This is a genomic window from Zafaria cholistanensis (assembly GCF_008580665.1).
Lineage (GTDB): Bacteria > Actinomycetota > Actinomycetes > Actinomycetales > Micrococcaceae > Zafaria > Zafaria cholistanensis.
On the sequence record NZ_BKDJ01000001.1, the window covers coordinates 274524 to 295610 of the forward strand.

Genomic DNA, 21087 nt, shown 5'->3' on the forward strand with positions numbered 1-21087 from the left:
ACCGGTAGAATTGTTTCCCGTGGCTCTTACTATCGGAATCGTCGGACTGCCCAACGTCGGCAAGTCAACCATGTTCAACGCCCTGACGCGCGCGCAGGTCCTCGCCGCGAACTACCCGTTCGCGACCATCGAACCCAACGTCGGCGTGGTCCCGCTGCCGGACCCCCGGCTGAAGGTGCTCGCCGAGATCTTTGACTCCGAGCGCATCCTGCCGGCGACCGTGTCCTTCGTGGACATCGCCGGCATCGTCAAGGGCGCCTCCGAGGGCGAGGGCCTGGGCAACAAGTTCCTCGCCAACATCCGCGAGGCGGACGCGATCTGCCAGGTCACCCGCGCCTTCGCCGACCCGGACGTGATCCACGTCAGCGGCGAGGTCGACCCGGCCTCCGACATCGAGGTGATCGCCACCGAGCTGATCCTCGCGGACCTGCAGACCATCGAGAACCAGCTGCCGCGGCTCGAGAAGGAGCTGCGCGCCAAGAAGATCGACGCGTCCTTCCTGGAAACCGTCAAGGCCGCGCAGGCCGTCCTGGAATCCGGCAAGACGCTCTTTGCCGGCGCCGCCGAGGCGAAGCTGGACCTGGCCGAGCTGGCCCCGCTGCAGCTGATGACCACCAAGCCGTTCATCTACGTGTTCAACATGGACGAGGCCGGGCTGGCCGACGAGGAGCTCAAGGCCAGGCTCTCCGCCCTGGTGGCCCCGGCCGAGGCCATCTTCCTGGACGCCCAGTTCGAGGCCGAGCTGGTGGAACTGACCGAGGAGGAGGCCGGGGAAATGCTGGCCGAGGCCGGCTACGCCGAGTCGGGCCTGGAGAAGCTGGCCCGCGTGGGCTACGCCACGCTGGGCCTGCAGTCCTACCTGACCGCCGGACCCAAGGAAACCCGCGCCTGGACGATCCACCAGGGCGACACCGCCCCGCAGGCGGCCGGCGTCATCCACACGGATTTCCAGCGCGGCTTCATCAAGGCCGAGGTCATCAGCTTCGAGGACCTGGTCGAGGCCGGCTCGGTGGCGGCCGCCCGCGCCGCCGGCAAGGCCCGGATGGAAGGCAAGGACTACGTCATGCGCGACGGCGACGTGGTGGAGTTCCGCTTCAATGTCTAGTTCCTGACCTCCTGGGACCTTTTGCGATGGCCGCTGGAACACGTGTTCCGGCGGCCATGCGCTTTTTACCCACCGGCTGCCACATCGAAATGGTGCCGCCCGCAGGGGACGCCTCGACGCCACACGGCCCGGCGAAGCCCGCCGCCGTAATTCCCTCAGAACAGCGGCCAGGGCACCGCCGGCATCTCGCCGCTCGGCGCCGGAAACCGCCCTGCCGAGCGCAACCGGGCGCAGCGCGCGGCGAGGGCTGCGATTTCGCCGGCGCTGAGCAGGTCCGCCAGGTTTCGGCCCAGCCCGCCATGCAGTCCTTCGGTGACACGATCTATGCCGTCGCGTTCCTCGGCGGTGAGAGCTTCTCCGAGCCATCCCCACAGCACCGTGCGCAGCTTGTGGTCGCGGTGAAAGGTGAGCCCGTGGTCCACGCCGTGCCGGTGTCCATCCGGCATGGCAAGAATGTGGTCGCCTTTGCGGTCGGCGTTGTTGACGACGATGTCGAACACCGCCATGCGCCTGAGCGCTGGCGAGTCTTCGTGAACGAGGGCGACCATCCGGCCGTCCTCATCGCGTCCCTCGAGGACGCGTTTCCAGCCCGTCTCCGGCACGTGGTCCGCCGCGACCAGGTCCACAGCGCTTTGGGCCGGTTCCTGGTCCTGCCAGAGCTGCACCATTCCTTCGCCCATCGGCCCATCGCGCAGCCAGGTGCGCGGCACGATGTCCCAGCCGAAGGCCTGCGAGACCAGGTAGGCGGCCACCTCCCGCCGGGCCAGGGTGCCGTGGGGAAAATCCCACAGCGGACGTTCGCCCGCTACCGGCTTATAGACGACCACCACGTCGCCGATACGGCCCAGGAATGTGGCGTTTGAAGCCGTCGTGATGCGGCCGGTGAGCGTCAGCTCGGCGGTCACCGGCTCCGGCGCCGGCATCAGATCCCCGGAAGGGTGCAGGTGTGCCCGGCAGCGTCCATCGGGTAACCGCAGAGCGGGCACGCCGGACGCCCGGCGCTCACGATCTCCCGGGTGCGCTTGGCGAATGCGCGGGCGGTGCCGACCGGCATTCGCACCAGCAGCATTTCGGGCTCGCCGGCGCCGTCCTCATCAAGCGATTCGTCATCGTCATCGACATCGGGGATGGGGTGGGCCTCTATGACGATCTGGGCCGTGGTGGGGTCCCAACCCAAGCTCATGGCACCGGCGCGAAACTGCTCCTGAACGGCCTCGAGCTGGTCATTGTCCACAAGTTCCATGGGAGTGCCCGCGGGAACGCTGAAGGGATTGCCCTCGACGGTCATCAGGTGGTCGAGAATTTCGTCGATCTTCTCCGCGAGCAGAGCCGACTGCTGCTTTTCCAGGGAAATACTCACGATCTGCGTCCCTGCGCGCACCTGCAGGTAGAACGTGCGCGCCCCGGGAAGGCCAATGGTGCCAACGACGACCCGATCCGGCCAGGAAAACTCGTGAACACGTGCAGGCATGTCAGTATTTTAGGCACAGAGGGTTCATGGCGCCCTGTGCCCGGCGCCGCCGCCCACCGGCGCATCACCGGAGTGGAGGCCGTTGGACAGCCACGACAGATCACCCGCGTCGGTGTTGGTCGCGTAGACGCTCGGCCGATCTGGGCCGTAGTGCACGATCGACACGGAGGCGGGGCCCACGTTAAGACGCTGGAACAGGTCAAGGTGCATGCCGAGCGCCTCGGCGAGGATCGACTTGATGATGTCACCGTGACTCACCGCTGCCCACACGGCCCCTGGCCCGTGCCCGGCTTCGAAGGCTGCATCGTGGCGTCGGATCGCTGCCACTGAACGGGCCTGCATCGCAGCCATGGATTCACCGCCGGGAAAGACGACGGCGGACGGCTGCGACTGCACAACCGGCCACAACTCCTCGGTCGCGAGATCACTGAGCGTGCGGCCCTGCCACTGGCCGTAATCGCACTCGGTGAGATCGGGATCGACCGGCGCGTACGGCGTGCCGGCCTGGCGGTCGAGGATGAGCCGGGCGGTCTGCTGACAGCGCTCAAGGGGGCTCGACACCACCCCGACGAGGGGCACGGCCGCCAGGCGGTCTCCGGCCAGGGCCGCCTGGTCCCGCCCGATCTGGTCCAGGCCGACGCCGACGGCCCGGCCGGCCAGCACTCCGGTGGCATTGGCTGTGGTGCGGCCGTGCCGCACGAGAATGACTGTCGCCATCCACCCAGCCTAACCACCCGATCGACGGCGGGGTGAACCGTACGGGGTCGTGCGCCGACCAGGCAGAAAGCACTGGTGGAACCCTTCAAGCACGCCGAGGTGCTCAAAGCCGTTCAGGCGGACCCGGCACAGCCCGAATCACGGCCGAGCCGGCCCCGCGTGCAGGGATAACCCGGCAGTTAAGACTGGGTAATATTCGATTCTGAAACGGATTTTTTATATTCCCCCCCATCCCCGAGGATTAGAGTGCATTTCATGTACGGCGGGTCTTGTGCTGCGCCGTGGCTAGGTGTGGGGGCCGGGCCGTATCGCACCTAGGAATCAAGGAGGCGGAATGCGTTTGAAGCGTATTTCCAAGGCTGTTGCGCTCGGCGCAACTTTTGCGCTGGCACTGAGCGCATGTTCCCCGGGCGGCCCCGCTGCCCCGACCGGATCCCCGTCGGCGGGTTCGACGGGGAAGTACTCCGTCGAGCCGACCAACACCGGCCTGGCCGATCTGGGGGACATCACCACCGCGTCCGGCTCAATCGCCGCCTCCATCGGGGAGGACGAGTTCATCAGCTACAACGGCTTCACCCCGGAGGCCAACAACGCCTACAACTCGGTCGTCACCGAACGGATCCAGAGCAGTTTCTCCTACTTCGGAACCGACGGTGCCGTCTACCAGAACCCGGCCATCGGCAGCATCGAGAAGGTCAGCGATTCGCCCCTGACGATCAAGTACACGATCAACCCCGATGCGGTCTGGTCCGACGGCACCCCCATCACCACCGCCGACGCCGTCCTCGCCTGGGCCCTCCAGAACGCCAACCTCACGGTGGACGGCAAGCCCATCTTCAACTCCGTGGCGCAGGACCTTGGCGACCAGGTCCCCAAGGGGCCAAAGGGCGAGGCCTCCGGGAAGGAGTTCACGCTCGTCTACGCCGAACCGAACCCGGACTGGGAAATCCAGTCCCTGCTAATCCACCCGGCACACATCGTGGCCGAGCAGGGGGGACTCTCCACCGCGGAGTTCGTCGCAGCCGCACTGGCCGGCGACGGGGCAAAGCTGGAAAAGGCCGCTGACTTCTGGAACACGGGGTGGAACACCGACCCCGGCACCGTTCCGGATCCGGCGCTGGCACTCTCCAGCGGCCCCTACAAGATCGACTCCTGGGAAGCCGGCCAGTCAATCACCCTGACCGCCAACGACAAGTGGTGGGGCACTCCCGCGGCCACCGAGAAGCTGGTCATCCGTTTCGCCGCCGCCGACACCCACGTGCAGGCGCTGCAGAACGCCGACCTGGACGTGGTCGAGCCGCAGGCGACCATTGACACGGTGGCCCAGTTGGAAGGCCTGGGCGACGACGTGCAGATCCTCGCCGGGGACACCCTCAGCTGGGAGCACCTGGACTTCAATTTCGCCGAGGGCAACAAGTTCGGCGGGAACCCGGAACTGCGCCAGGCGTTCGCCCTGTGCGTGCCGCGCCAGCAGATCGTCGACAACCTGATCAAGCCGCTGAACCCGGGGGCCCAGGTCATGAACGCCCGCGAAGTGTTCCCCTTCCAGGAGAACTACGGCGATGTTGTCTCCGCCGCCTACTCGGGACAGTACGACGCCGTCGACATCGAGGGGGCCAAGAGGATCCTCGAAGAGCAGAACGCCACCGGCGTCAAGGTGCGCATCGGCTACAACGCCCCGAACCCGCGCCGCACCGACGTGGTCGCGATGATCAAGTCCTCCTGCGACCAGGCCGGCTTCGAGGTGGTCGACGTGGGCAGCGGAGACTTCTTCAGCAAGACCCTGCCCAACGGCGACTACGACGTGGCCCTGTACGCCTGGTCCAGCTCCGGCCAGATCACCTCCGGGGAAAACATCTACGCCACGGGCAAGCCGCAGAACTACAGCCAGTACAGCAACAGGGACGTCGATGCCGCGTGGCGCAAGCTCGCCACCAGCCTGGACCCGGCGGTGCAACTTGAGCAAACCAAGGCCATCGAGAAACTCCTGTGGGAGGACCTGCACGGCATCCCGCTGTTTGCCCACCCGGGCATCACGGCGGCCCGCGCGGACGTGCTGAACGTCCGCCGGACCGCGGCCCAGAGCACCGTGCTCTGGAACGCCGAGCAGTGGCTCCGGGCTCCGCGCTAGCCCGCGCCTCCTGCGGGTCCCGCGCAGGCGGGGCCCGCCCCCCGCGGAGGCCCGGCGCGGCGCGCCGGGCCTCCGTTCCGGCGTCCTCCGGACCTCCGGCTTCGAAAGGCAACCACCCGCCGTGCTGAGATTCATCCTCCGCAGGCTCGGGGCATCGGCAGCGATCCTGCTGGGGGCCTCCCTGCTGCTCTACGTGCTCATGGTCAACGCCGGGGACCCGCTCAAGGACCTGCGGGAAAGCAATGCCTCCAACCGGGACGAGCTGATCCGGCAGCGGATCGGCTTCATGGGGCTGGACCAGCCCTGGTACCAGCGCTACTGGACCTGGCTGGCCGGCGTCGCCAAGTGCGTGACGCTCAACTGCGACCTGGGGACGAACCGCTCCGGCGTCGAGGTCAGTTCCCTCCTGGCGAATGCCGCCGGTTCCACCCTGCGCCTGGTGGTGCTGGCCACCGTGCTGGCCGCCGTCCTGGGCATCGCCGTCGGCGTCCTCACCGCAGTGCGCCAGTACTCGGGCCTGGACTACTCGGTGACCTTCCTGACTTTCCTCTTCTTCTCCCTGCCCGTCTTCTGGGCGGCCGTGCTCCTGAAGGAGTACCTGGCCATCGGCTACAACGACTGGATCGCGAACCCCGCGTTCACCCCCGCTCAGACTGCTGTTTCCGCGCTCCTGTTCGGGTTCGTGATGCAGGTGGTGCTCGCGGGCAGCCGCACGCGGCGGCTGGCGACCTTCGCGGCTTCGGCAGCCTTCGTCGCCCTGGTGCTGCCCTACCTGCAGTGGCTGAATTTCTTCCGCTATCCCCAGTTGGGGTTTGGAGGCGTCGTCGTCCTCTCCCTCGCGGTGGCGCTGAGCGCGACCGCCACCAGCGCCGGGCTGAGGAACAAGCTGGTGCTCTACCCGGTGCTGGCCACGGTGCTGGCGGGGGCCATCGCCTACTGGGCGACGTTCGGGCTCATGGAAAACCCCACCTGGGGGACGCTGGCGCTGCTGCTGGCTGCCGCGGTCGCCGTTCCGGTGGTCCTGGGCCGCGTCCTGGGCGGGCACCTGCGGGGGCGTGCCACCGGGGCCGGCCTTGCCACTGCCCTGGCCATGGCCGGGCTGACCACGCTGGACCACATCTTCCGTGCCTGGCCGGGGTTCCTGTCCCTCAAGCCCCGCCCCATTTCCACCATCGGCTCGCAGACGCCCAACTTCGGCGGCACGTTCTGGGAATCCTTCCTCGACCGGGGCGCGCAGCTGCTGCTGCCCACCCTGCTCCTGGCCCTGATTTCGCTGGCCAGCTACAGCCGGTACACCCGGGCCTCGATGCTTGAGGTCGGCCGGCAGGACTACATCCGCACGGCGCGGGCCAAGGGGCTGGGGGAGCGGACTGTGATCCTCAAGCACGCCCTCCGCAACGCGCTGATCCCCATCGCCACGATCATGGCCTTCGACTTCGCGGGCCTGATCGGCGGCGCGGTGGTCACGGAGGCCGTCTTCGGCTGGAAAGGGATGGGGGAGCTTTTCCGCACCGGCCTGGACCAGGTGGACCCGGCGCCGGTCATGGCCTTTTTCCTGGTCACCGGGACGGCCGCCGTTCTGTTCAACATGCTGGCGGACATCCTGTACGCCATCCTGGACCCGAGGATCAGGGTATGAGCCAGACACCGCGGACCAGCGGGTCCGGGCCCGAAGGAACTCCCGCTCCCGGACCGGAAATGCCGGCCGGGGGCGAAGCCGCCGCGGCGGCCTCGCTGGCCGAGGCCGAGGACGCCGCCCTGCGCCTGCGCGGGGACACCGCGACCAGCCAGGGCCGGCTGGTCGCCCGCCGCTTCCTCGCCCACAAGGCGGCGATGGCGTCCGTGGCCGTATTCGCCGCCATCGCCGTGCTGGCCTTCACCTCGATCGGCTTCGCCGGGATCCCGGGCTGGTGGGACAAGAGCTATACGCTGGCGGCAACCGTCGTCGACGGAGGGCGGCCCACGCTGAGCCTGGTGCCCGGCTGGCTCGGCGGCGAAGGCCTCCGCTGGGGCGAGCACCCTTTCGGCCAGGACTCCACCGGCAAAGACTACTTCGCCCTGGTCATGCGCGGGACCCAGCAGTCCATCACCATTGCCCTCGTGGTCGGCACCGTGGCGACGGTCATCGGCTCCGTGGTCGGGGCAGTGGCCGGCTACTTCCGCGGGTGGGTCGACTCGGTGCTGATGCGCATCACCGACCTGGTCATCGTCATCCCGCTGCTGGTCCTGGCCGCCGTCCTGGGCAAGATCGCCGGGGGCTCCGGAAACGTGCTCGTCCTGGCGCTGGTTCTGGGACTGGTGACGTGGACCGGCCTGGCCCGCCTGGTGCGCGGCGAAGTGCTGTCCCTGCGGGAGCGCGAATTCGTCTCCGCCGCCGAGGCGATGGGCGCCAGGGCCTCCAGGATCATCTTCAGGCATCTGCTGCCGAACACGGTCGGCGTGATTGCGGTTAACGCGACCTTCGCCGTCGCCGGCGCCATCCTGCTGGAGACCTCGCTGAGCTACCTCGGCTTCGGGGTGCGCGCGCCGGACTCCTCCCTGGGCCTGCTGATCAGCCAGTACCAAAGCGCCTTCACCACCAGGCCGTGGCTGTTCTGGTGGCCCGGCATGACCATCCTGGCGGTCGCCCTGAGCGTGAACTTCATCGGCGACGGACTGCGCGATGCCTTTGACCCGCGCCAGTCCCGCGCCGCCCGCCGAAAAGGGAGGACCCGCCCATGAGTTCCGCTGAAGGCCCGGACACGCGCACGGCGCTGCGGTTCGAAGGCGTCGATGTCTTCTTCGACGCCGAATTCTCCGAGGTCCATGCGGTCAAGGGCTTCAGCCTCGAGGTCAAGCGCGGCGAGGTGGTCGCCCTGGTGGGGGAGTCCGGCTCCGGCAAGTCCGCGATTGCGACGGCGGCCATGGGCCTGCTGCCGGCCAATGCCCGTGTCGCCGGCCGGATCCAGGTGGGGGGCACCGACGTGCTCGGGCTCGATGAGGCGCGGCTGCGCAGGATGCGCGCCTCCAACATCGCCATGGTGTTCCAGGAGCCGATGACGGCGCTGAACCCGGTGCTGACGGTGGGGGACCAGCTCACCGAAGCCCTGGAACTGCACGGGATCGCCCACGGCAAGGCGGCGGACCGGCGGGCGGCCGAACTGCTCGGGATGGTGGGCATCCCCGATCCACACCAGCGGCTGCGGCAGTATCCCCACCAGTTCTCCGGCGGCCAGCGCCAGCGCATCGTCATCGCGATGGCCATCTCCTGCGGCCCTCGGGTGATCATCGCCGACGAACCCACCACCGCGTTGGACGTGACGGTCCAGGCGGAGATCCTGGACCTGCTGCGCGAGCTCAAGGACAAGCTGGACACCGGCATCCTGCTCATCACGCACAACATGGGCGTCGTGGCCGACCTGGCCGACCGCGTGGCCGTGATGTTCCAGGGAAGGGTGGTGGAGGCCGGAACCGTCCGGGACGTCCTGACCCGCCCCGAACACGCCTATACGCGCACGCTGCTGGCAGCCGTTCCCCACCTGGGCAGGTCCGGGCCGCAGGCCGCCGCGCTGCCGGCGGGCGGGGGTGTGGCGGGCAGGGATGCGGCGGGCGGGGATGCGGCGGCTGGGGAGACGGTGCGCCAGCCCGTGCTCCGGGCCCGGGGCCTGGCGGTGGAGTACACCGCGCGCGGCAGGGCCTTCCGGGCCGTGGAGGACATCTCCTTCGAGGTCGCCGCCGGGGAGATCCTGGGGCTGGTGGGCGAATCCGGGTCGGGGAAGTCCACCATCGCCAAGGTCGTCCTGGGGCTGCTCCCGGTGGCTTCGGGGGAGCTGATGGTGCATGGGCAAAACCTCGCCGCGCTCAAGGGCCGCTCCGCCCGCGCCGCCCGCGCACGGATCGGTGCCGTCTTCCAGGACCCCGCGGCTTCGCTGAACCCCCGCTTCCCGATCGGCGAGTGCATTGTGGAGCCGATGGTGGTCCACGGAAAGGGCAACCGCAGGAGCCGCGCGGAGCGTGCCTACGACCTGCTCGACGCCGTCCGGCTGCCCCGCTCGGTGGTTAACCGGTACCCGCATGAGCTTTCCGGCGGGCAGCGCCAGCGCGTGAGCATCGCCCGTGCGCTGGCGCTGGACCCGGAGCTGCTGGTCGCCGATGAGCCCACATCCGCGCTGGACGTATCCGTGCAGGCGGCCGTGCTGGAGATGTTCGCGGAACTGCAGTCCCGCTACGAGTTCGCGTGCCTGTTCGTGAGCCACGACCTGGCGGTGGTGGACATGCTGGCGCATTCGGTCCTGGTGATGAGGAACGGCAGGACCGTCGAGCAGGGGCCCGCGGCGCGGGTCCTCCACGAACCCCGGCAGGACTACACCCGGCGGCTCCTGGCGGCCGCACCGGTCCCGGAACCGGGCGAGCAGCGCCGCCGCCGGGAGGCCCGCCGCGCCCTTCTGGCGGAGCAACCGGCCCCGTAGCCCCAGCGCCGGCATCCGGGCGTCTTCGCGTGGGCCTGCATCAGCCCCGGCCGTCCGGCTAGGGAACCTCGGGGACAGCAGTGGGGGCGGGGACGGCAGTAGGGACGGGGACGGCAGTAGGGGCGGGGGCGGCCAGGGCGGAAGTGGTGTCCAGGGGACCGCCGACCCCCAGGCCGGCCAGGCGCTGTCCGAACAGGTCCGCCGCGATCCGGTGGCCCTCCGCGTCCAGGTGCGTGCCGTCGGCCAGCCGGGCGGCCAGCCCGGCGGTGGTCAGCCAGTCCCCGGCGGCGATGAAGTCCACGCCCGCCTCCCGGGCTGCGCGCCCTACCGCCGCGTCGACCGCGTTGCGGCGGCCGCCGCCCTCGTGTGCGGCCCGGGCGAGCGTGCCCACGGCGACAATCCGGCTCTCCGGATAGGTGCGCCGCAGTTCGGCCACCAGGTCCAGGAATCCGGCGCGGATCCGCTCATCGGTGGCTCCGGCCCGCGCGTCGTTGCCGCCGCCCTCCACCAGCACCAGTCCCACGTTCCCGTGGGGGAGCAGCCACTGGCCCGAACGCAGCGCGTCCACATAGTTCAGGAATTTCCCGTTGGCGGCCGTGAAACCGGTCCCGCCGCGGCCCCGATAGACCACCTGGTAGCCGGCCGCCCTGAGGGCCAGCCGCGGCCAGGTCCGCTCGCCCGGGACGCCCGCGGCGCCGTCGGCCTGCGAGTCCCCGACCACCACCGCCAGCCGGGCCGGGTGCGGGTAGAGGAGTTCGTCGCGGCCGGTGGAGCGGTTGCGCACGGTGCCGACGCTGCCCTGCGTGGACCAGCCGGCGTGCTCATCCGCCCCCGGCGCCGCACCTCCCGGCCCGGTCCCGGCACGCAGGGCCTCCGCCTGCGCGGCTGCGCCGGGGACCTGCCCGCCGGCGTGCGCCGAGGCCGCCAGGCAGAGTCCCGCAAGCACCGCGGCCGCGGCGAGCGCGCCCGCGGCCTTGAGCAGTCCCCGGCGCCCCCGGCGAGGGGCAGGAGCGTCCCCGCGCCCGTCCCCGCATCCGTTCCCCCGGTCATGACCGTGTCCCATGGTTCCCCCTGGCCCTGGAAGGACCCGGCGGCCGCAGGCCACCGGAGCTCCAGCCTTGCTCTTCCGGGCCGCGACGCGCCAGAGGTTTGGGTCATTTTTTCGGGGGCGCTAGAATGGATGATTGGGTCGACTGTGGCCCCGACCCCAACAACCGAACGAAGTGAGTCCCGAACGCATGTCTGATATCAGCACGGCTGCCAACACCGCCGTCCGCGAAGACCTTCGCAACGTCGCCATTGTCGCGCACGTCGACCACGGCAAGACCACCCTCGTGGACGCCATGCTGGGCCAGACCGGCGCCTTCTCCGCCCACGGGGAGACTGAGGAACGGGTCATGGACTCGGGTGAGCTCGAGCGCGAGAAGGGCATCACCATCCTCGCCAAGAACACCACGGTCGCCTACTCCGGTCCTTCCGCCAACGGCAAGACCGTCACCATCAACGTCATCGACACCCCCGGCCACGCCGACTTCGGCGGCGAGGTCGAGCGCGGCCTGTCCATGGTCGACGGCGTCGTGCTGCTGGTCGACTCCTCTGAGGGTCCGCTGCCGCAGACGCGCTTCGTGCTGCGCAAGGCGCTGGCCGCGAAGCTGCCGGTGATCCTGGTGGTCAACAAGACTGACCGTCCCGACGCCCGCATCGACGGCGTCGTCTCCGACTCGATGGACCTTCTCCTGGGCCTGGCCTCCGACCTGGCCGACGAGGTTCCGGACATGGACCTGGACTCGGTCCTGAACGTGCCGGTCGTCTACGCCTCCGGCAAGGCCGGCCGCGCCTCCCTGACCCAGCCCGCCGACGGCGCCCTGCCGGACAGCGAGGACCTGGAGCCGCTGTTCGCCGCCATCATGGAGCACGTCCCGGCCCCGGTCTACACCCCGGACGAGGTCCTGCAGGCCCACGTCACCAACCTGGACGCCTCCCCGTTCCTGGGCCGCCTGGCCCTGCTGCGCATCTTCAACGGCACCCTGCGCAAGGGCCAGCAGGTCGCCTGGGCCCGCCAGGACGGCGAGCTGAAGACCGTCAAGATCACCGAACTGCTGGCCACCCGGGGCCTGACCCGCGTTCCCGCGGAAGAGGCCGGCCCGGGCGAGATCGTCGCCGTCGCCGGCATCGAGGACATCATGATCGGCGAGACCCTCACCGACCTGGAGAACCCGAAGCCGCTGCCGCTGATCACCGTTGACCCGCCGGCGATCTCGATGACCATCGGCATCAACACCTCCCCGCTGGCCGGCAAGGTCAAGGGCGCCAAGGTGACCGCCCGCCAGGTCAAGGACCGCCTCGACAAGGAACTGATCGGCAACGTGTCGCTGAACATCCTTCCGACCGAGCGTCCGGACGCCTGGGAGGTCCAGGGCCGTGGCGAGCTGGCCCTGGCCATCCTGGTCGAGCAGATGCGCCGCGAGGGCTTCGAGCTCACCGTCGGCAAGCCGCAGGTGGTCACCAAGACCATCGACGGCAAGATCCATGAGCCGATCGAGGAGATGACCATCGACGTCCCCGAGGAGTACCTCGGCGCCGTCACCCAGCTCATGGCCGCCCGTAAGGGCCGCATGACCAACATGGCCAACCACGGCACCGGCTGGGTCCGCATGGAGTTCACCGTTCCGGCCCGCGGCCTGATCGGCTTCCGCACCAAGTTCCTCACCGAAACCCGCGGCGCAGGCATCGCGTCCTCCTACTCGGGTGGTTACGAGCCGTGGTTCGGCCCGATCGAGTACCGCACCAACGGTTCGATGGTCGCCGACCGCGCCGGGGTGGTAACCCCGTTCGCGATGATCAACCTGCAGGAACGCGGCAGCTTCTTCGTGCAGCCGACCTCCGAGGTGTACGAGGGAATGATCGTGGGCGAGAACTCCCGTGCCGACGACATGGACGTGAACATCACGAAGGAAAAGAAGCTCACCAACATGCGTGCGGCCTCTTCCGACAGCTTCGAGAACCTCACCCCGCCGCGCACCCTCACCCTCGAGGAATCCCTGGAATTCGCCCGCGAGGACGAGTGCGTGGAGGTTACCCCGGAAGCCATCCGCATCCGCAAGGTGATCCTCGACGCCAACGAGCGCCTCAAGGCCAACCGGGCCCGTGCCCGCGCCTGACGCAACCCGCGACAAGGTCCTGGCGGCCGTCACCGGCACCGTCTCCGCCCTGGTGGCGGGGCTGCTGGCGGCGGTCGTCGGGACCTTGGTGCATGGGCACGTCCTTTATGCCGGCGAGATTCCCCTGCCGTGGGGCGCCCTGGTGGCACTGGGATTCGCCGGGGCGGTCATGGTGCTTGCCGGACTGTTTGCGGAGAAGCTGTGGGCCACGGCCCTCGCCGGCGTCGTGGCCTACGGGGTGGTGGCGCTGAGCAGCACCGACACCCGCAACCACATGATCGTCGACTGGTCCAACCATGCAGTGCTGCCCGGCCCCGCGTGGGCCGGCGCGGTCTGGACCTACGGACTGGTGGCCGCAACGCTGGTGGCCCTGGTGATTGCCGCCCGGGCCCTGCCCCGGCGCGCCCGCTAGCGCAGCCGTCCCCCGCGCCACAGCGAAGCCCGGCCTCCCCAGGGAGGCCGGGCTTCGCTGCGTCCCGGGGCAGGGCAACACACCCGCAGCACGCGCGTCCCCCGACATGCGGGACGTGATCCGGCGCGATGCTTGCGGCCCTTTCCCTAATCCCATATCGTCAATGCAAGTAATAAGCATTACTCGATATGTAATCAAATCGGACCACGGGGGAACCATGCCCGGCACCACGCGCCCGCCTTCCCACGTCCCCCCGAGCCAGGCGCCGGCGGACAGCCGCCCCGCGGAGGCGCCGGCGGTGTTCCCCGACTCCGTCCGCGACCGGAACTTCGGCCTGTTCTGGGCCGGGCAGACGCTGGGCCAGCTTGGGGTGCAGACCGGCGCCGTCCTGTTGCCGGTGCTGGCGGTGTCGCTGCTGTCGGCTGGGGACCTCGAAGTCGGCGTGCTCAAGGCCGCCCAGTCGCTGGCCTTCCTGGTGGTGGGCCTGCCCGCCGGGGCCTGGGTGGACCACTGGCTCAAGCGCGGGGTGATGATCCGTGCCGATCTGGCCCGCTTCGCCATCACGCTCGCGATCCCCCTGCTGTGGTACCTGGGGATCCTGCAGATGTGGCACCTGTGGGCCTGTGCCGCCCTGCTGGGGATAGCCACCGTGTTCTTCGACGTGGCCTACCAGTCCGCCGTCCCGCTGCTGGTGGATTCGCGGTCTGTCGCGCAGGCGAACGCCCGGCTCGAAGCCACCGGGCAGGCCTCCCGGCTGGTCGGACCCGCGCTGGGCGGATGGCTGCTGCACCTGGTGCTGGCACCGGTCCTGTTCATCGGCCAGGCCGCCGGGTACCTGGCCTCCGCGGCCTGCCTGTGGGGGGTCCGGGACCGCGAGCAGCCAAAGGCGCCCTGCGTCCGGGGCAGGCTCTGGCCGGAGATCCGCGAAGGCCTGGCCTACGTGGTGCGCCACCGCCTGATCAAGCACATCGTGGCGGCAACGGCCATCATGAATTTCTTCAGCACGATCGTCTTCACCCTGATGCCGGTCCTGGTGCTGCGTACGCTGGGGCTGGATCCGGCCCACCTGGGCATGGCGTACTCCGCCGGCGCAGTCGGCGGCCTGCTCGCCGCCGCCGCCACGCCCTACCTGGCCCGCCGGATCGGGGAGGGGACCGTGCTGCCCATCTCCACGGCGCTGACCGGCACCGCAATGGCAGGCTTCCCGCTGTCCGTACTGGCGCCGGGCCCGCTGCCCGCCTTCGCGGTCCTGGCCGGGTCGATGTTCGCGCTGACCGCCGGAGTGCTGGTCTACAACATCCTCCAGGTCAGCCTGCGCCAGCGGATCTGCCCTCCCGGGCTGCTCGGCCGGGCAAACGCCTCGATCCGTTTCCTGGTCTGGGGAGTCGTGCCTCCGGCGGCCCTGCTGGCCGGAGTGCTGGGGGAGCGGCTGGGCACCGTGCCCGCCCTGTGGATCGGGGTTGCCGGCAGCGTTGCGGCCGCCCTGCCACTGGTTTTCTCACCCCTGGCGCGCATGCGCGTGCTCCCGGACGGGCCTGAGGAGGACGGGCCCGAACAGGAGGTGTCTGAGGAGGGCCGGTCCCAGCAGGCCGCCCGAAGGCCCTAAGCCCGGGCCGCGCCAGCGGATGTCATCCCGCCGCCGTCACCCGGTCGCCGTCATCCCGCCTCCGGGTGGCGGGACGCGCGCCGCTCCGGGGGCGGGGGCACGCGTTTGGCGTGGGTGATGGAGGACAGGGCGATCCGCACCACCCCTTTGCGGGTCCGCACGGACACCGTCGCTTCCCGGTCCCCGCGGCCATCCGGGGCCGCGGGTCCTTCCTCCAGGCCCGCGAATTCGCCCAGGGCGTCGGTCAGCGCGGGACCGCCGGGCGTGGAGGCGTCCTCCCCGAGGCGGTAGCGCACCACGATCCGGTCCCCGGGCAGAAGCGTTGCGAAGAAATCGTTGGCCACCGGGCCAGCCTAGCCGGAGGCCCGGTCCGCAGGGGGCTCGCGGGCACTTTGGCCGGGGTGTGGGGGCCGATGACGCGGCGGGGTTCCGGGGGGACTAAACTATTGACCGGGCTGCCCGGCGAAACCGCCGGAGGCGGCGGCAGAAAACACCACCATCCACAAGGGGAGGACCCGGGTACCGTGACGTACATCATCGCGCAGCCGTGCGTAGACGTTAAGGACAAGGCCTGCATCGAGGAATGCCCGGTCGACTGCATTTACGAGGGCGACCGTTCGCTGTACATCCACCCGGACGAGTGCGTGGACTGCGGCGCCTGCGAGCCGGTCTGCCCCGTCGAGGCCATCTACTACGAGGACGACGTGCCCGACGAGTGGGCCGAGTACTACAAGGCCAACGTCGAGTTCTTCGATGAGATCGGTTCCCCCGGCGGAGCCGCGAAGCTGGGCAACATCGGCAAGGACCACCCCTTCGTCGCCGCCCTGGCCCCGCAGAACCAGGGCTAGGCACCGGCCCCGACGATGCTGACCCTTCCCGATTACCCCTGGAACTCGCTGGCGCCCTACCGGCGCACGGCCGAGGCCCACGCCGGCGGCACCGTGGACCTGTCCATCGGCACCCCGGTAGACCCGACCCCCGAGGTCATCCGCGCCGCGCTGCGCGAGGCCGCCGATGCTCCCGGCTACCCGACCACCCACGGCACCCGTGCCCTGCGCGAGGCGATCGCCGCCTGGTACGCCCGCCGGCGCAACACCCCCGGCCTGGACCCCGAGCACATCATGCCCACCATCGGGTCCAAGGAGCTGGTGGCGTGGCTGCCGCTGCTGCTCGGGCTGGGCCCGGGCGACGTCGTCGTGCGTCCCGTGGTTGCCTACCCGACCTACGACATCGGTGCCCGGCTGGCCGGGGCCGACGCGGTTCCCGCCGACCGGCTCTCCGACCTGCCCGCAGAGGTGCGGGCACGGGTGAAACTGGTGTGGACCAACTCTCCGGGCAACCCGACCGGCACCGTCCGGGGCGTCGGCGAGCTGGCCGAACTGGTCCGCGACGCCCGCTCGCTGGGCGCGGTGGTCGCCTCCGACGAGTGCTACGCCGAACTGGGCTGGGGTGACTGGGAGGACGGCGTGCCCGGCATCCTGGATCCGCGCGTGAGCGGGGGCGACTTCACCTCCCTGCTCTCGGTCTACTCGCTGTCCAAGCAGTCCAACGTCGCCGGATACCGGGCAGCCTTCGTAGCCGGCGCGCCCGACCTGATGCCCAACCTGCTGAACAACCGCAAGCACGCGGGCATGATTGTTCCGCGGCCGGTGCAGGAAGCCATGCGCGTTGCACTGGGCGACGACGCCCACGTGGCCGCCCAGAAGGACCTCTACCGGCGCCGGCGCCAGGCGCTGCTCCCGGCACTGGAGGGGTTCGGGCTGACGGTTCCCGACTCGGCCGCCGGGCTCTACCTGTGGGCCACCGCCGGCGAGGACACCTGGACGACCGTGGGCCGCTTCGCTGAACTTGGCATCGTGGTGGGTCCGGGCAGCTTCTACGGCGCGGCCGGGGAAGGCTACGTGCGGGTGGCGCTCACGGCGAGCGACGAGCGGATCGGCGCCGCGGTGGGGCGGCTGGCCGCCGTATCACCTGTCGGAACCAAACGGTCCAGTTAGTGAACACACCGATTAGGGAACCGCTGCCCGATGGCGGTACCGTGTCACTGAATTACAGCACCCAGGTATTACCTGTACTCCGACAAGGAGAGCCATGACGGACCACAAATCTGCCCAGCTAAGCTATGCGGGCCACCACCTTGAGATGCCGATCATCCCGGCGGTGGAGGGCAACGACGGTTTCAACGTCTCCAAGTTGCTGAAGACCACAGGAGTGGTGACCTACGACCCCGGCTTCATGAACACCGCGGCCACCAAGTCCGCGATCACCTACATCGACGGCGACCAGGGCATCCTGCGCTACCGCGGCTACCCGATCGAACAGCTCGCGGAGCACTCCAGCTTCCTTGAGGTGTCCTACCTGCTCATCTACGGCAACCTGCCGACCGCCACCGAGCTGGAGGAATTCGACCAGAAGATCCGCCGCCACACGCTGCTGCACGAGGAGCTGAAGGGCTTCTTCGGCGGCTTCCCGCGCGACGCGCACCCGATGCCGGTGCTTTCCTCCGCCGTCTCCGCGCTGTCCACCTGGTACCAGGATTCGCTTGATCCGTTCAACGAGGAACAGGTGGAGCTCTCCACCATCCGCCTGCTGGCCAAGGTGCCGGTCATCGCGGCCTACGCGCACAAGAAGTCCATCGGGCAGGCCCTGCTGTACCCGGACAACTCCATGAGCATCGTGGAGAACTTCATGCGCCTGAACTTCGGCAACCCGGCCGAGCGCTACGAGGTCGATCCCGAGGTCGTCAAGGCCCTGGACCTGCTGCTGGTCCTGCACGCCGACCACGAGCAGAACTGTTCCACCTCCACCGTCCGCCTGGTCGGTTCCTCCAACGCGAACCTCTTCGCCTCGGTCTCCGCAGGCATCAACGCCCTGTTCGGCCCCGCCCACGGCGGCGCCAACGAGGCTGTGCTGAAGATGCTGCGCCAGATCCAGGCCGAGGGCATGAAGCCGGAAGTCTTCATGGACAAGGTCAAGAACAAGGAGGACGGCGTCCGCCTGATGGGCTTCGGCCACCGCGTGTACAAGAACTACGACCCGCGCGCCAAGATCATCAAGAAGACCGCCCACGAGATCCTGGGCAAGCTCGGCGGCAACGACGAACTCCTCGACATCGCCATGCGCCTGGAGGAGAAGGCCCTCGCCGACGACTACTTCATCCAGCGCAAGCTGTACCCGAACGTCGACTTCTACACCGGCCTGATCTACAAGGCCATGGGCTTCCCGGAGAAGATGTTCACCGTGCTGTTCGCGATCGGCCGCCTGCCGGGCTGGATCGCCCAATGGCGCGAGATGATCCAGGACCCGGAAATGAAGATCGGCCGCCCGCGCCAGCTGTACGTGGGCGAGGCCGAGCGCAACTACCCGGTCTAGGACCCGCGCTCCGGACCGGCGCCTGAAAGGCCGCATCCCCTGCAGGGGATGCGGCCTTTCGCGTTTGCCGGCACCAACGGCCGCGATCGGGGCTACCCTTGATGTGGGAGCCCTTTCGAGAAAGGCCTGCTCTATGTCCCACAGCCAAGGGTGCGGCTGGCAGGTGGCGGCGGGCATGCATGGACAGATGCTGCTGGCCCTGTACCTGCGCGACCTGGCACAAATCAATCCGGTGGGGCACCCGGTGCTGTGCCCGCTCGACCCGCCCGTCAAGCCGGCCGCCGCGGCGGAAATCGGTCCCCATGCCGCCGCCGAGCTGCGCCAGGAGTGGCAGCGCTGGTGGCACCGCCTGCTGCGCAGCGACGGGAACCTCGGCAGTTCCGCCGCCGCCCAGGCGCAGGAGCTGGCCGGAGCGCTGGATGCGCCCGCCTTCGGAAGGTTCAACGACTCGCCCACGCTGCAGCACCTGCTGCGGGCGCACTACGGGGCCGCCTTCGACTGGACGCGCGAGCGCCTGGAGGAATACCGCGGCAATGGAGCGGTGCCCGCCACGCGGGGCCGGGACCTGGTGGAACGCATGATCCAGGACCGCGAGCTTGAGGTGGACCGGGCGGCCCCTCCATTCAGGCTGGCCCTGCTGGAGTTGCCCCTGGCCGAACCGCGGGCGTGGTTCGTCGAGCCCGCCACCGTGATCCTGAGCCGGGACCTGCCGCGTGACGAGGGGCTTTTCCGGTCCTACCTGCAGCCGGTGGTCGACCTGCTGGTTTGAGCCCGCCCCGGTGCCTAGGTCCCCGCGACGACGGTGATGACCACGGCGCCGTCGGTGGTCGCGGCCGTGACCCAGCCCTTCTCGGCGCGGTTCCACACCAGTCCGGCGTTGCCCACCGCCGTCGTCTGGTGCTGGTCGGCGGTGGCCACCGCCCACTGGGCCACGGCCCAGCCGCGTTTGCCCGGAGCCCGCACGGTCACGCTGCGCCCGTCGACCGTGGTGTCCAGGTTGCCGAAAGCGGCCTCGAGGGAGGCCACCAGAGCGTCCGCGTTCCCGGCTCCGTCGGCGCGGCGCAGCACGCAGTTCAGGGCCGCGGGGGAGTTGCCGGTCAGGGCCGAGGCGTAGGCCCGGCCCTCCGGCTCGTGATCGGCATACGCCCGCGGGTAAGCGCTGCGCTGGACCTTCTGGGCGGCCTCGGTGACCTCCATCGCGCGGTAGTCGAACGTCTCCAGTTCCGCGTAAAAGCGGTTCGCCGCATAGATCGGGTCCATGACCTGGGCCTCGGTGCCCCAGCCCTGGGAGGGGCGCTGCTGGAACAGCCCGCGCGAATCGGGGCCCGCGGTGTCCCCGTAGTCGATGTTGCGCAGCTTCGATTCCTGCACGGCGGTGGCGATGCCGATCGTTGCCGCCCGCGCGGGCAGGCCGCGGCGGACGGACACGGCGGCGATCAGGGCCGCGTTGGCGGCCTGCTCGGGATCCAGGCGGTGCTCGTCGGTTCCGACGACGGCGGTGCAGTGCTCGCGCACCAGGGTTTCCTCGCGCTCCAGGAAGAGGGCCGCGGCGAATGCCCCGCCACCCACGACGCCCACGCACAGCCCGAGCGCAACAAGGGTGCGGACCAGCCGTTGCCGGCGGGTCCGCGGGCTGCGCCCGCTTCCGGGGCCGTGGCCGGACCCGGAAGCAAGCGCGAAGACGGTTTCCCGTGCGTCAGTTGGCATGCAGCGCGGAGTTCAGTTCCACGGTCTGGCCCAGCCGCGGCAGGGCCTCCACCGCGCCGGTGAGGGAGTTGCGGCGGAAGAGCAGGTTCGGGACGCCGGAGAGCTCCAGCGCCTTGACCGTCCGTTCGCCCAGCACCACGCGCGTGCCCGCCGTGACGTAGAGTCCGGCCTCGACGACGCAGTCGTCGCCGATGGAGATGCCGATGCCGGAGTTGGCTCCCAGCAGGACCCGCTCGCCCACGACGATCCGTTCCTTGCCGCCACCGGAGAGGGTGCCCATGATGGAGGCGCCACCGCCGACGTCGGAGCCGTCGCCGACCACCACGGAGGCGGAGATGCGGCCCTCGACCATGGAGGTGCCCAGGGTTCCGGCGTTGAAGTTCACGAACCCCTCGTGCATGACGGTGGTGCCCGGCGCCAGGTGCGCGCCCAGGCGGACGCGTCCCGCATCGGCGATGCGCACGCCGGATGGCATCACATAGTCGACCATGCGCGGGAACTTGTCCACGCCGTACACGGTCACGGCGCCGCGCTTGCGCAGCTTCAGGCGGGTGGCCTCGAAGCCGTCCACGGCGCACGGGCCGAAGTTGGTCCACACGACGTTGGCCAGCAGTCCGAAGATGCCGTCCAGGTTCTGCGAGTTCGGGGCCACCAGGCGGTGGGAGAGCAGGTGCAGGCGCAGCCAGGCATCGGCGGAATCCGCCGGGGCGACGTCCAGGTCGACCTCCAGGGAGACCACGGACTGCGTGGTCCCGCGGTCGGCGTCGTCCGCGGCCACGGCCTTCAGTTCGCCGGCAAGCTGCTCGGCGCCGGACAGCGGGCCGAGGGCCGGGGCCGGGAACCAGGCGTCAAGGACGGTGCCGTCAGCGGCAAGGGTGGCCAGGCCGTGGCCGGAAGCCAGGCGGACGGGATTTTGGGCAGGGCTGTGCTGGGCATCTGCGGTAGTCATGCCTCCCA

General features: G+C 69.7%; 19 protein-coding genes. 12 read left to right on the forward strand and 7 right to left on the reverse strand.

Going from position 1 to position 21087, the window contains the following annotated elements:
- Nucleotides 1-19 precede the first annotated feature (19 nt).
- The gene (gene ychF, locus NCCP_RS01325; protein ID WP_149955287.1) at nt 20-1105 is read left to right on the forward strand and encodes a redox-regulated ATPase YchF; all 1086 of its coding nucleotides are present in this window, start codon (nt 20-22) and stop codon (nt 1103-1105) included.
- Between the two features lie 155 nt (nt 1106-1260).
- On the opposite strand, the gene NCCP_RS01330 is transcribed toward ychF, so the two are convergent.
- From NCCP_RS01330 to NCCP_RS01340, 3 genes are read right to left on the reverse strand one after another with little or no spacing between them, the layout of a single operon-like run.
- Nucleotides 1261-2028: an SCO1664 family protein gene (locus NCCP_RS01330; RefSeq protein WP_149955288.1), complete on the reverse strand. Its 768-nt coding sequence runs from the start codon at nt 2026-2028 to the stop codon at nt 1261-1263.
- The gene (locus tag NCCP_RS01335; RefSeq protein WP_149955289.1) at nt 2028-2576 is read right to left on the reverse strand and encodes a DUF3090 domain-containing protein; all 549 of its coding nucleotides are present in this window, start codon (nt 2574-2576) and stop codon (nt 2028-2030) included. The genes NCCP_RS01330 and NCCP_RS01335 overlap by 1 nt, the downstream gene beginning before the upstream one ends.
- Before the next feature lie 24 nt (nt 2577-2600).
- Complete coding sequence (locus tag NCCP_RS01340; RefSeq protein WP_149955290.1) at nt 2601-3293, reverse strand: histidine phosphatase family protein; 693 nt, start codon at nt 3291-3293, stop codon at nt 2601-2603.
- 334 nt (nt 3294-3627) lie between these two features.
- On the opposite strand from NCCP_RS01340, the gene NCCP_RS01345 reads away from it, so the two are divergent.
- The 4 genes from NCCP_RS01345 to NCCP_RS01360 all read left to right on the forward strand — a co-directional run bounded on the left by NCCP_RS01345 (nt 3628) and on the right by NCCP_RS01360 (nt 9872).
- Nucleotides 3628-5424, forward strand: coding sequence for an ABC transporter family substrate-binding protein (locus tag NCCP_RS01345; protein ID WP_149955291.1), 1797 nt, complete (start codon nt 3628-3630; stop codon nt 5422-5424).
- A 121-nt stretch (nt 5425-5545) separates the two neighbouring features.
- Nucleotides 5546-7063 (forward strand): ABC transporter permease, encoded by a 1518-nt coding sequence (locus tag NCCP_RS01350; protein ID WP_149955292.1) that lies wholly within the window; start codon nt 5546-5548, stop codon nt 7061-7063.
- Nucleotides 7064-7122: 59 nt separating this feature from the next.
- Entirely contained in the window at nt 7123-8145 is a 1023-nt protein-coding gene (locus NCCP_RS01355) for an ABC transporter permease (protein ID WP_149955526.1), read from the forward strand.
- Complete coding sequence (locus tag NCCP_RS01360; RefSeq protein ID WP_149955293.1) at nt 8142-9872, forward strand: dipeptide ABC transporter ATP-binding protein; 1731 nt, start codon at nt 8142-8144, stop codon at nt 9870-9872. The genes NCCP_RS01355 and NCCP_RS01360 overlap by 4 nt, the downstream gene beginning before the upstream one ends.
- A 58-nt stretch (nt 9873-9930) precedes the next feature.
- Here the strand turns inward: NCCP_RS01360 and NCCP_RS01365 are convergent, their stop codons facing one another.
- Nucleotides 9931-10935, reverse strand: a complete 1005-nt coding sequence (locus tag NCCP_RS01365; protein WP_149955294.1) for an SGNH/GDSL hydrolase family protein — start codon at nt 10933-10935, stop codon at nt 9931-9933.
- Nucleotides 10936-11110: 175 nt separating this feature from the next.
- On the opposite strand from NCCP_RS01365, the gene typA reads away from it, so the two are divergent.
- From typA to NCCP_RS01380, 3 genes are all read left to right on the forward strand, one after another.
- The gene (gene typA, locus NCCP_RS01370; RefSeq protein WP_149955295.1) at nt 11111-13033 is read left to right on the forward strand and encodes a translational GTPase TypA; all 1923 of its coding nucleotides are present in this window, start codon (nt 11111-11113) and stop codon (nt 13031-13033) included.
- The gene (locus tag NCCP_RS01375) at nt 13020-13445 is read left to right on the forward strand and encodes a hypothetical protein (RefSeq protein ID WP_149955296.1); all 426 of its coding nucleotides are present in this window, start codon (nt 13020-13022) and stop codon (nt 13443-13445) included. The genes typA and NCCP_RS01375 overlap by 14 nt, the downstream gene beginning before the upstream one ends.
- Before the next feature lie 217 nt (nt 13446-13662).
- On the forward strand, nt 13663-15051 hold the full coding sequence (locus NCCP_RS01380; protein WP_149955297.1) for an MFS transporter: 1389 nt from the start codon (nt 13663-13665) through the stop codon (nt 15049-15051).
- Between the two features lie 50 nt (nt 15052-15101).
- Here NCCP_RS01380 and NCCP_RS01385 read toward each other — a convergent pair whose 3' ends face one another.
- A complete protein-coding gene (locus NCCP_RS01385; protein WP_149955298.1) occupies nt 15102-15395 on the reverse strand; it encodes a hypothetical protein in 294 nt (97 codons plus the stop codon).
- 180 nt (nt 15396-15575) lie between these two features.
- Here NCCP_RS01385 and fdxA point away from each other — a divergent pair, with 180 nt between their 5' ends.
- The 4 genes from fdxA to NCCP_RS01405 all read left to right on the forward strand — a co-directional run bounded on the left by fdxA (nt 15576) and on the right by NCCP_RS01405 (nt 19192).
- A complete protein-coding gene (fdxA, locus tag NCCP_RS01390) occupies nt 15576-15899 on the forward strand; it encodes a ferredoxin (RefSeq protein WP_149955299.1) in 324 nt (107 codons plus the stop codon).
- Between the two features lie 15 nt (nt 15900-15914).
- Nucleotides 15915-17048 carry a succinyldiaminopimelate transaminase gene (gene dapC, locus NCCP_RS01395; RefSeq protein WP_149955300.1) on the forward strand — a complete coding sequence of 378 codons (1134 nt, stop codon included), beginning with the start codon at nt 15915-15917 and terminating at the stop codon, nt 17046-17048.
- A gap of 94 nt (nt 17049-17142) precedes the next feature.
- Nucleotides 17143-18423, forward strand: a complete 1281-nt coding sequence (locus tag NCCP_RS01400; protein WP_149955301.1) for a citrate synthase — start codon at nt 17143-17145, stop codon at nt 18421-18423.
- A 133-nt stretch (nt 18424-18556) separates the two neighbouring features.
- Nucleotides 18557-19192 carry a hypothetical protein gene (locus NCCP_RS01405; protein WP_149955302.1) on the forward strand — a complete coding sequence of 212 codons (636 nt, stop codon included), beginning with the start codon at nt 18557-18559 and terminating at the stop codon, nt 19190-19192.
- 14 nt (nt 19193-19206) lie between these two features.
- On the opposite strand, the gene NCCP_RS01410 is transcribed toward NCCP_RS01405, so the two are convergent.
- Nucleotides 19207-20130 (reverse strand): hypothetical protein, encoded by a 924-nt coding sequence (locus NCCP_RS01410; RefSeq protein ID WP_225873606.1) that lies wholly within the window; start codon nt 20128-20130, stop codon nt 19207-19209.
- Entirely contained in the window at nt 20120-21079 is a 960-nt protein-coding gene (gene dapD, locus NCCP_RS01415) for a 2,3,4,5-tetrahydropyridine-2,6-dicarboxylate N-succinyltransferase (RefSeq protein WP_149955303.1), read from the reverse strand. Before dapD ends, NCCP_RS01410 begins: the two co-directional genes overlap by 11 nt.
- Nucleotides 21080-21087 lie beyond the last annotated feature (8 nt).

Excerpts from the sequence above, each read along its gene's own strand:
- NCCP_RS01330 (WP_149955288.1), bottom strand. The coding sequence starts at position 2,028 with ATGCCGGCGCCGGAGCCGGTGACCGCCGAGCTGACGCTCACCGGCCGC.
- NCCP_RS01335 (WP_149955289.1), bottom strand. The coding sequence starts at position 2,576 with ATGCCTGCACGTGTTCACGAGTTTTCCTGGCCGGATCGGGTCGTCGTT.
- NCCP_RS01340 (WP_149955290.1), bottom strand. The coding sequence starts at position 3,293 with ATGGCGACAGTCATTCTCGTGCGGCACGGCCGCACCACAGCCAATGCC.
- NCCP_RS01345 (WP_149955291.1), top strand. The coding sequence starts at position 3,628 with ATGCGTTTGAAGCGTATTTCCAAGGCTGTTGCGCTCGGCGCAACTTTT.
- NCCP_RS01355 (WP_149955526.1), top strand. The coding sequence starts at position 7,123 with ATGCCGGCCGGGGGCGAAGCCGCCGCGGCGGCCTCGCTGGCCGAGGCC.
- NCCP_RS01360 (WP_149955293.1), top strand. The coding sequence starts at position 8,142 with ATGAGTTCCGCTGAAGGCCCGGACACGCGCACGGCGCTGCGGTTCGAA.
- NCCP_RS01365 (WP_149955294.1), bottom strand. The coding sequence starts at position 10,935 with ATGGGACACGGTCATGACCGGGGGAACGGATGCGGGGACGGGCGCGGG.
- typA (WP_149955295.1), top strand. The coding sequence starts at position 11,111 with ATGTCTGATATCAGCACGGCTGCCAACACCGCCGTCCGCGAAGACCTT.
- NCCP_RS01380 (WP_149955297.1), top strand. The coding sequence starts at position 13,663 with ATGCCCGGCACCACGCGCCCGCCTTCCCACGTCCCCCCGAGCCAGGCG.
- dapC (WP_149955300.1), top strand. The coding sequence starts at position 15,915 with ATGCTGACCCTTCCCGATTACCCCTGGAACTCGCTGGCGCCCTACCGG.
- NCCP_RS01400 (WP_149955301.1), top strand. The coding sequence starts at position 17,143 with ATGACGGACCACAAATCTGCCCAGCTAAGCTATGCGGGCCACCACCTT.
- NCCP_RS01405 (WP_149955302.1), top strand. The coding sequence starts at position 18,557 with ATGTCCCACAGCCAAGGGTGCGGCTGGCAGGTGGCGGCGGGCATGCAT.
- NCCP_RS01410 (WP_225873606.1), bottom strand. The coding sequence starts at position 20,130 with ATGCCAACTGACGCACGGGAAACCGTCTTCGCGCTTGCTTCCGGGTCC.
- dapD (WP_149955303.1), bottom strand. The coding sequence starts at position 21,079 with ATGACTACCGCAGATGCCCAGCACAGCCCTGCCCAAAATCCCGTCCGC.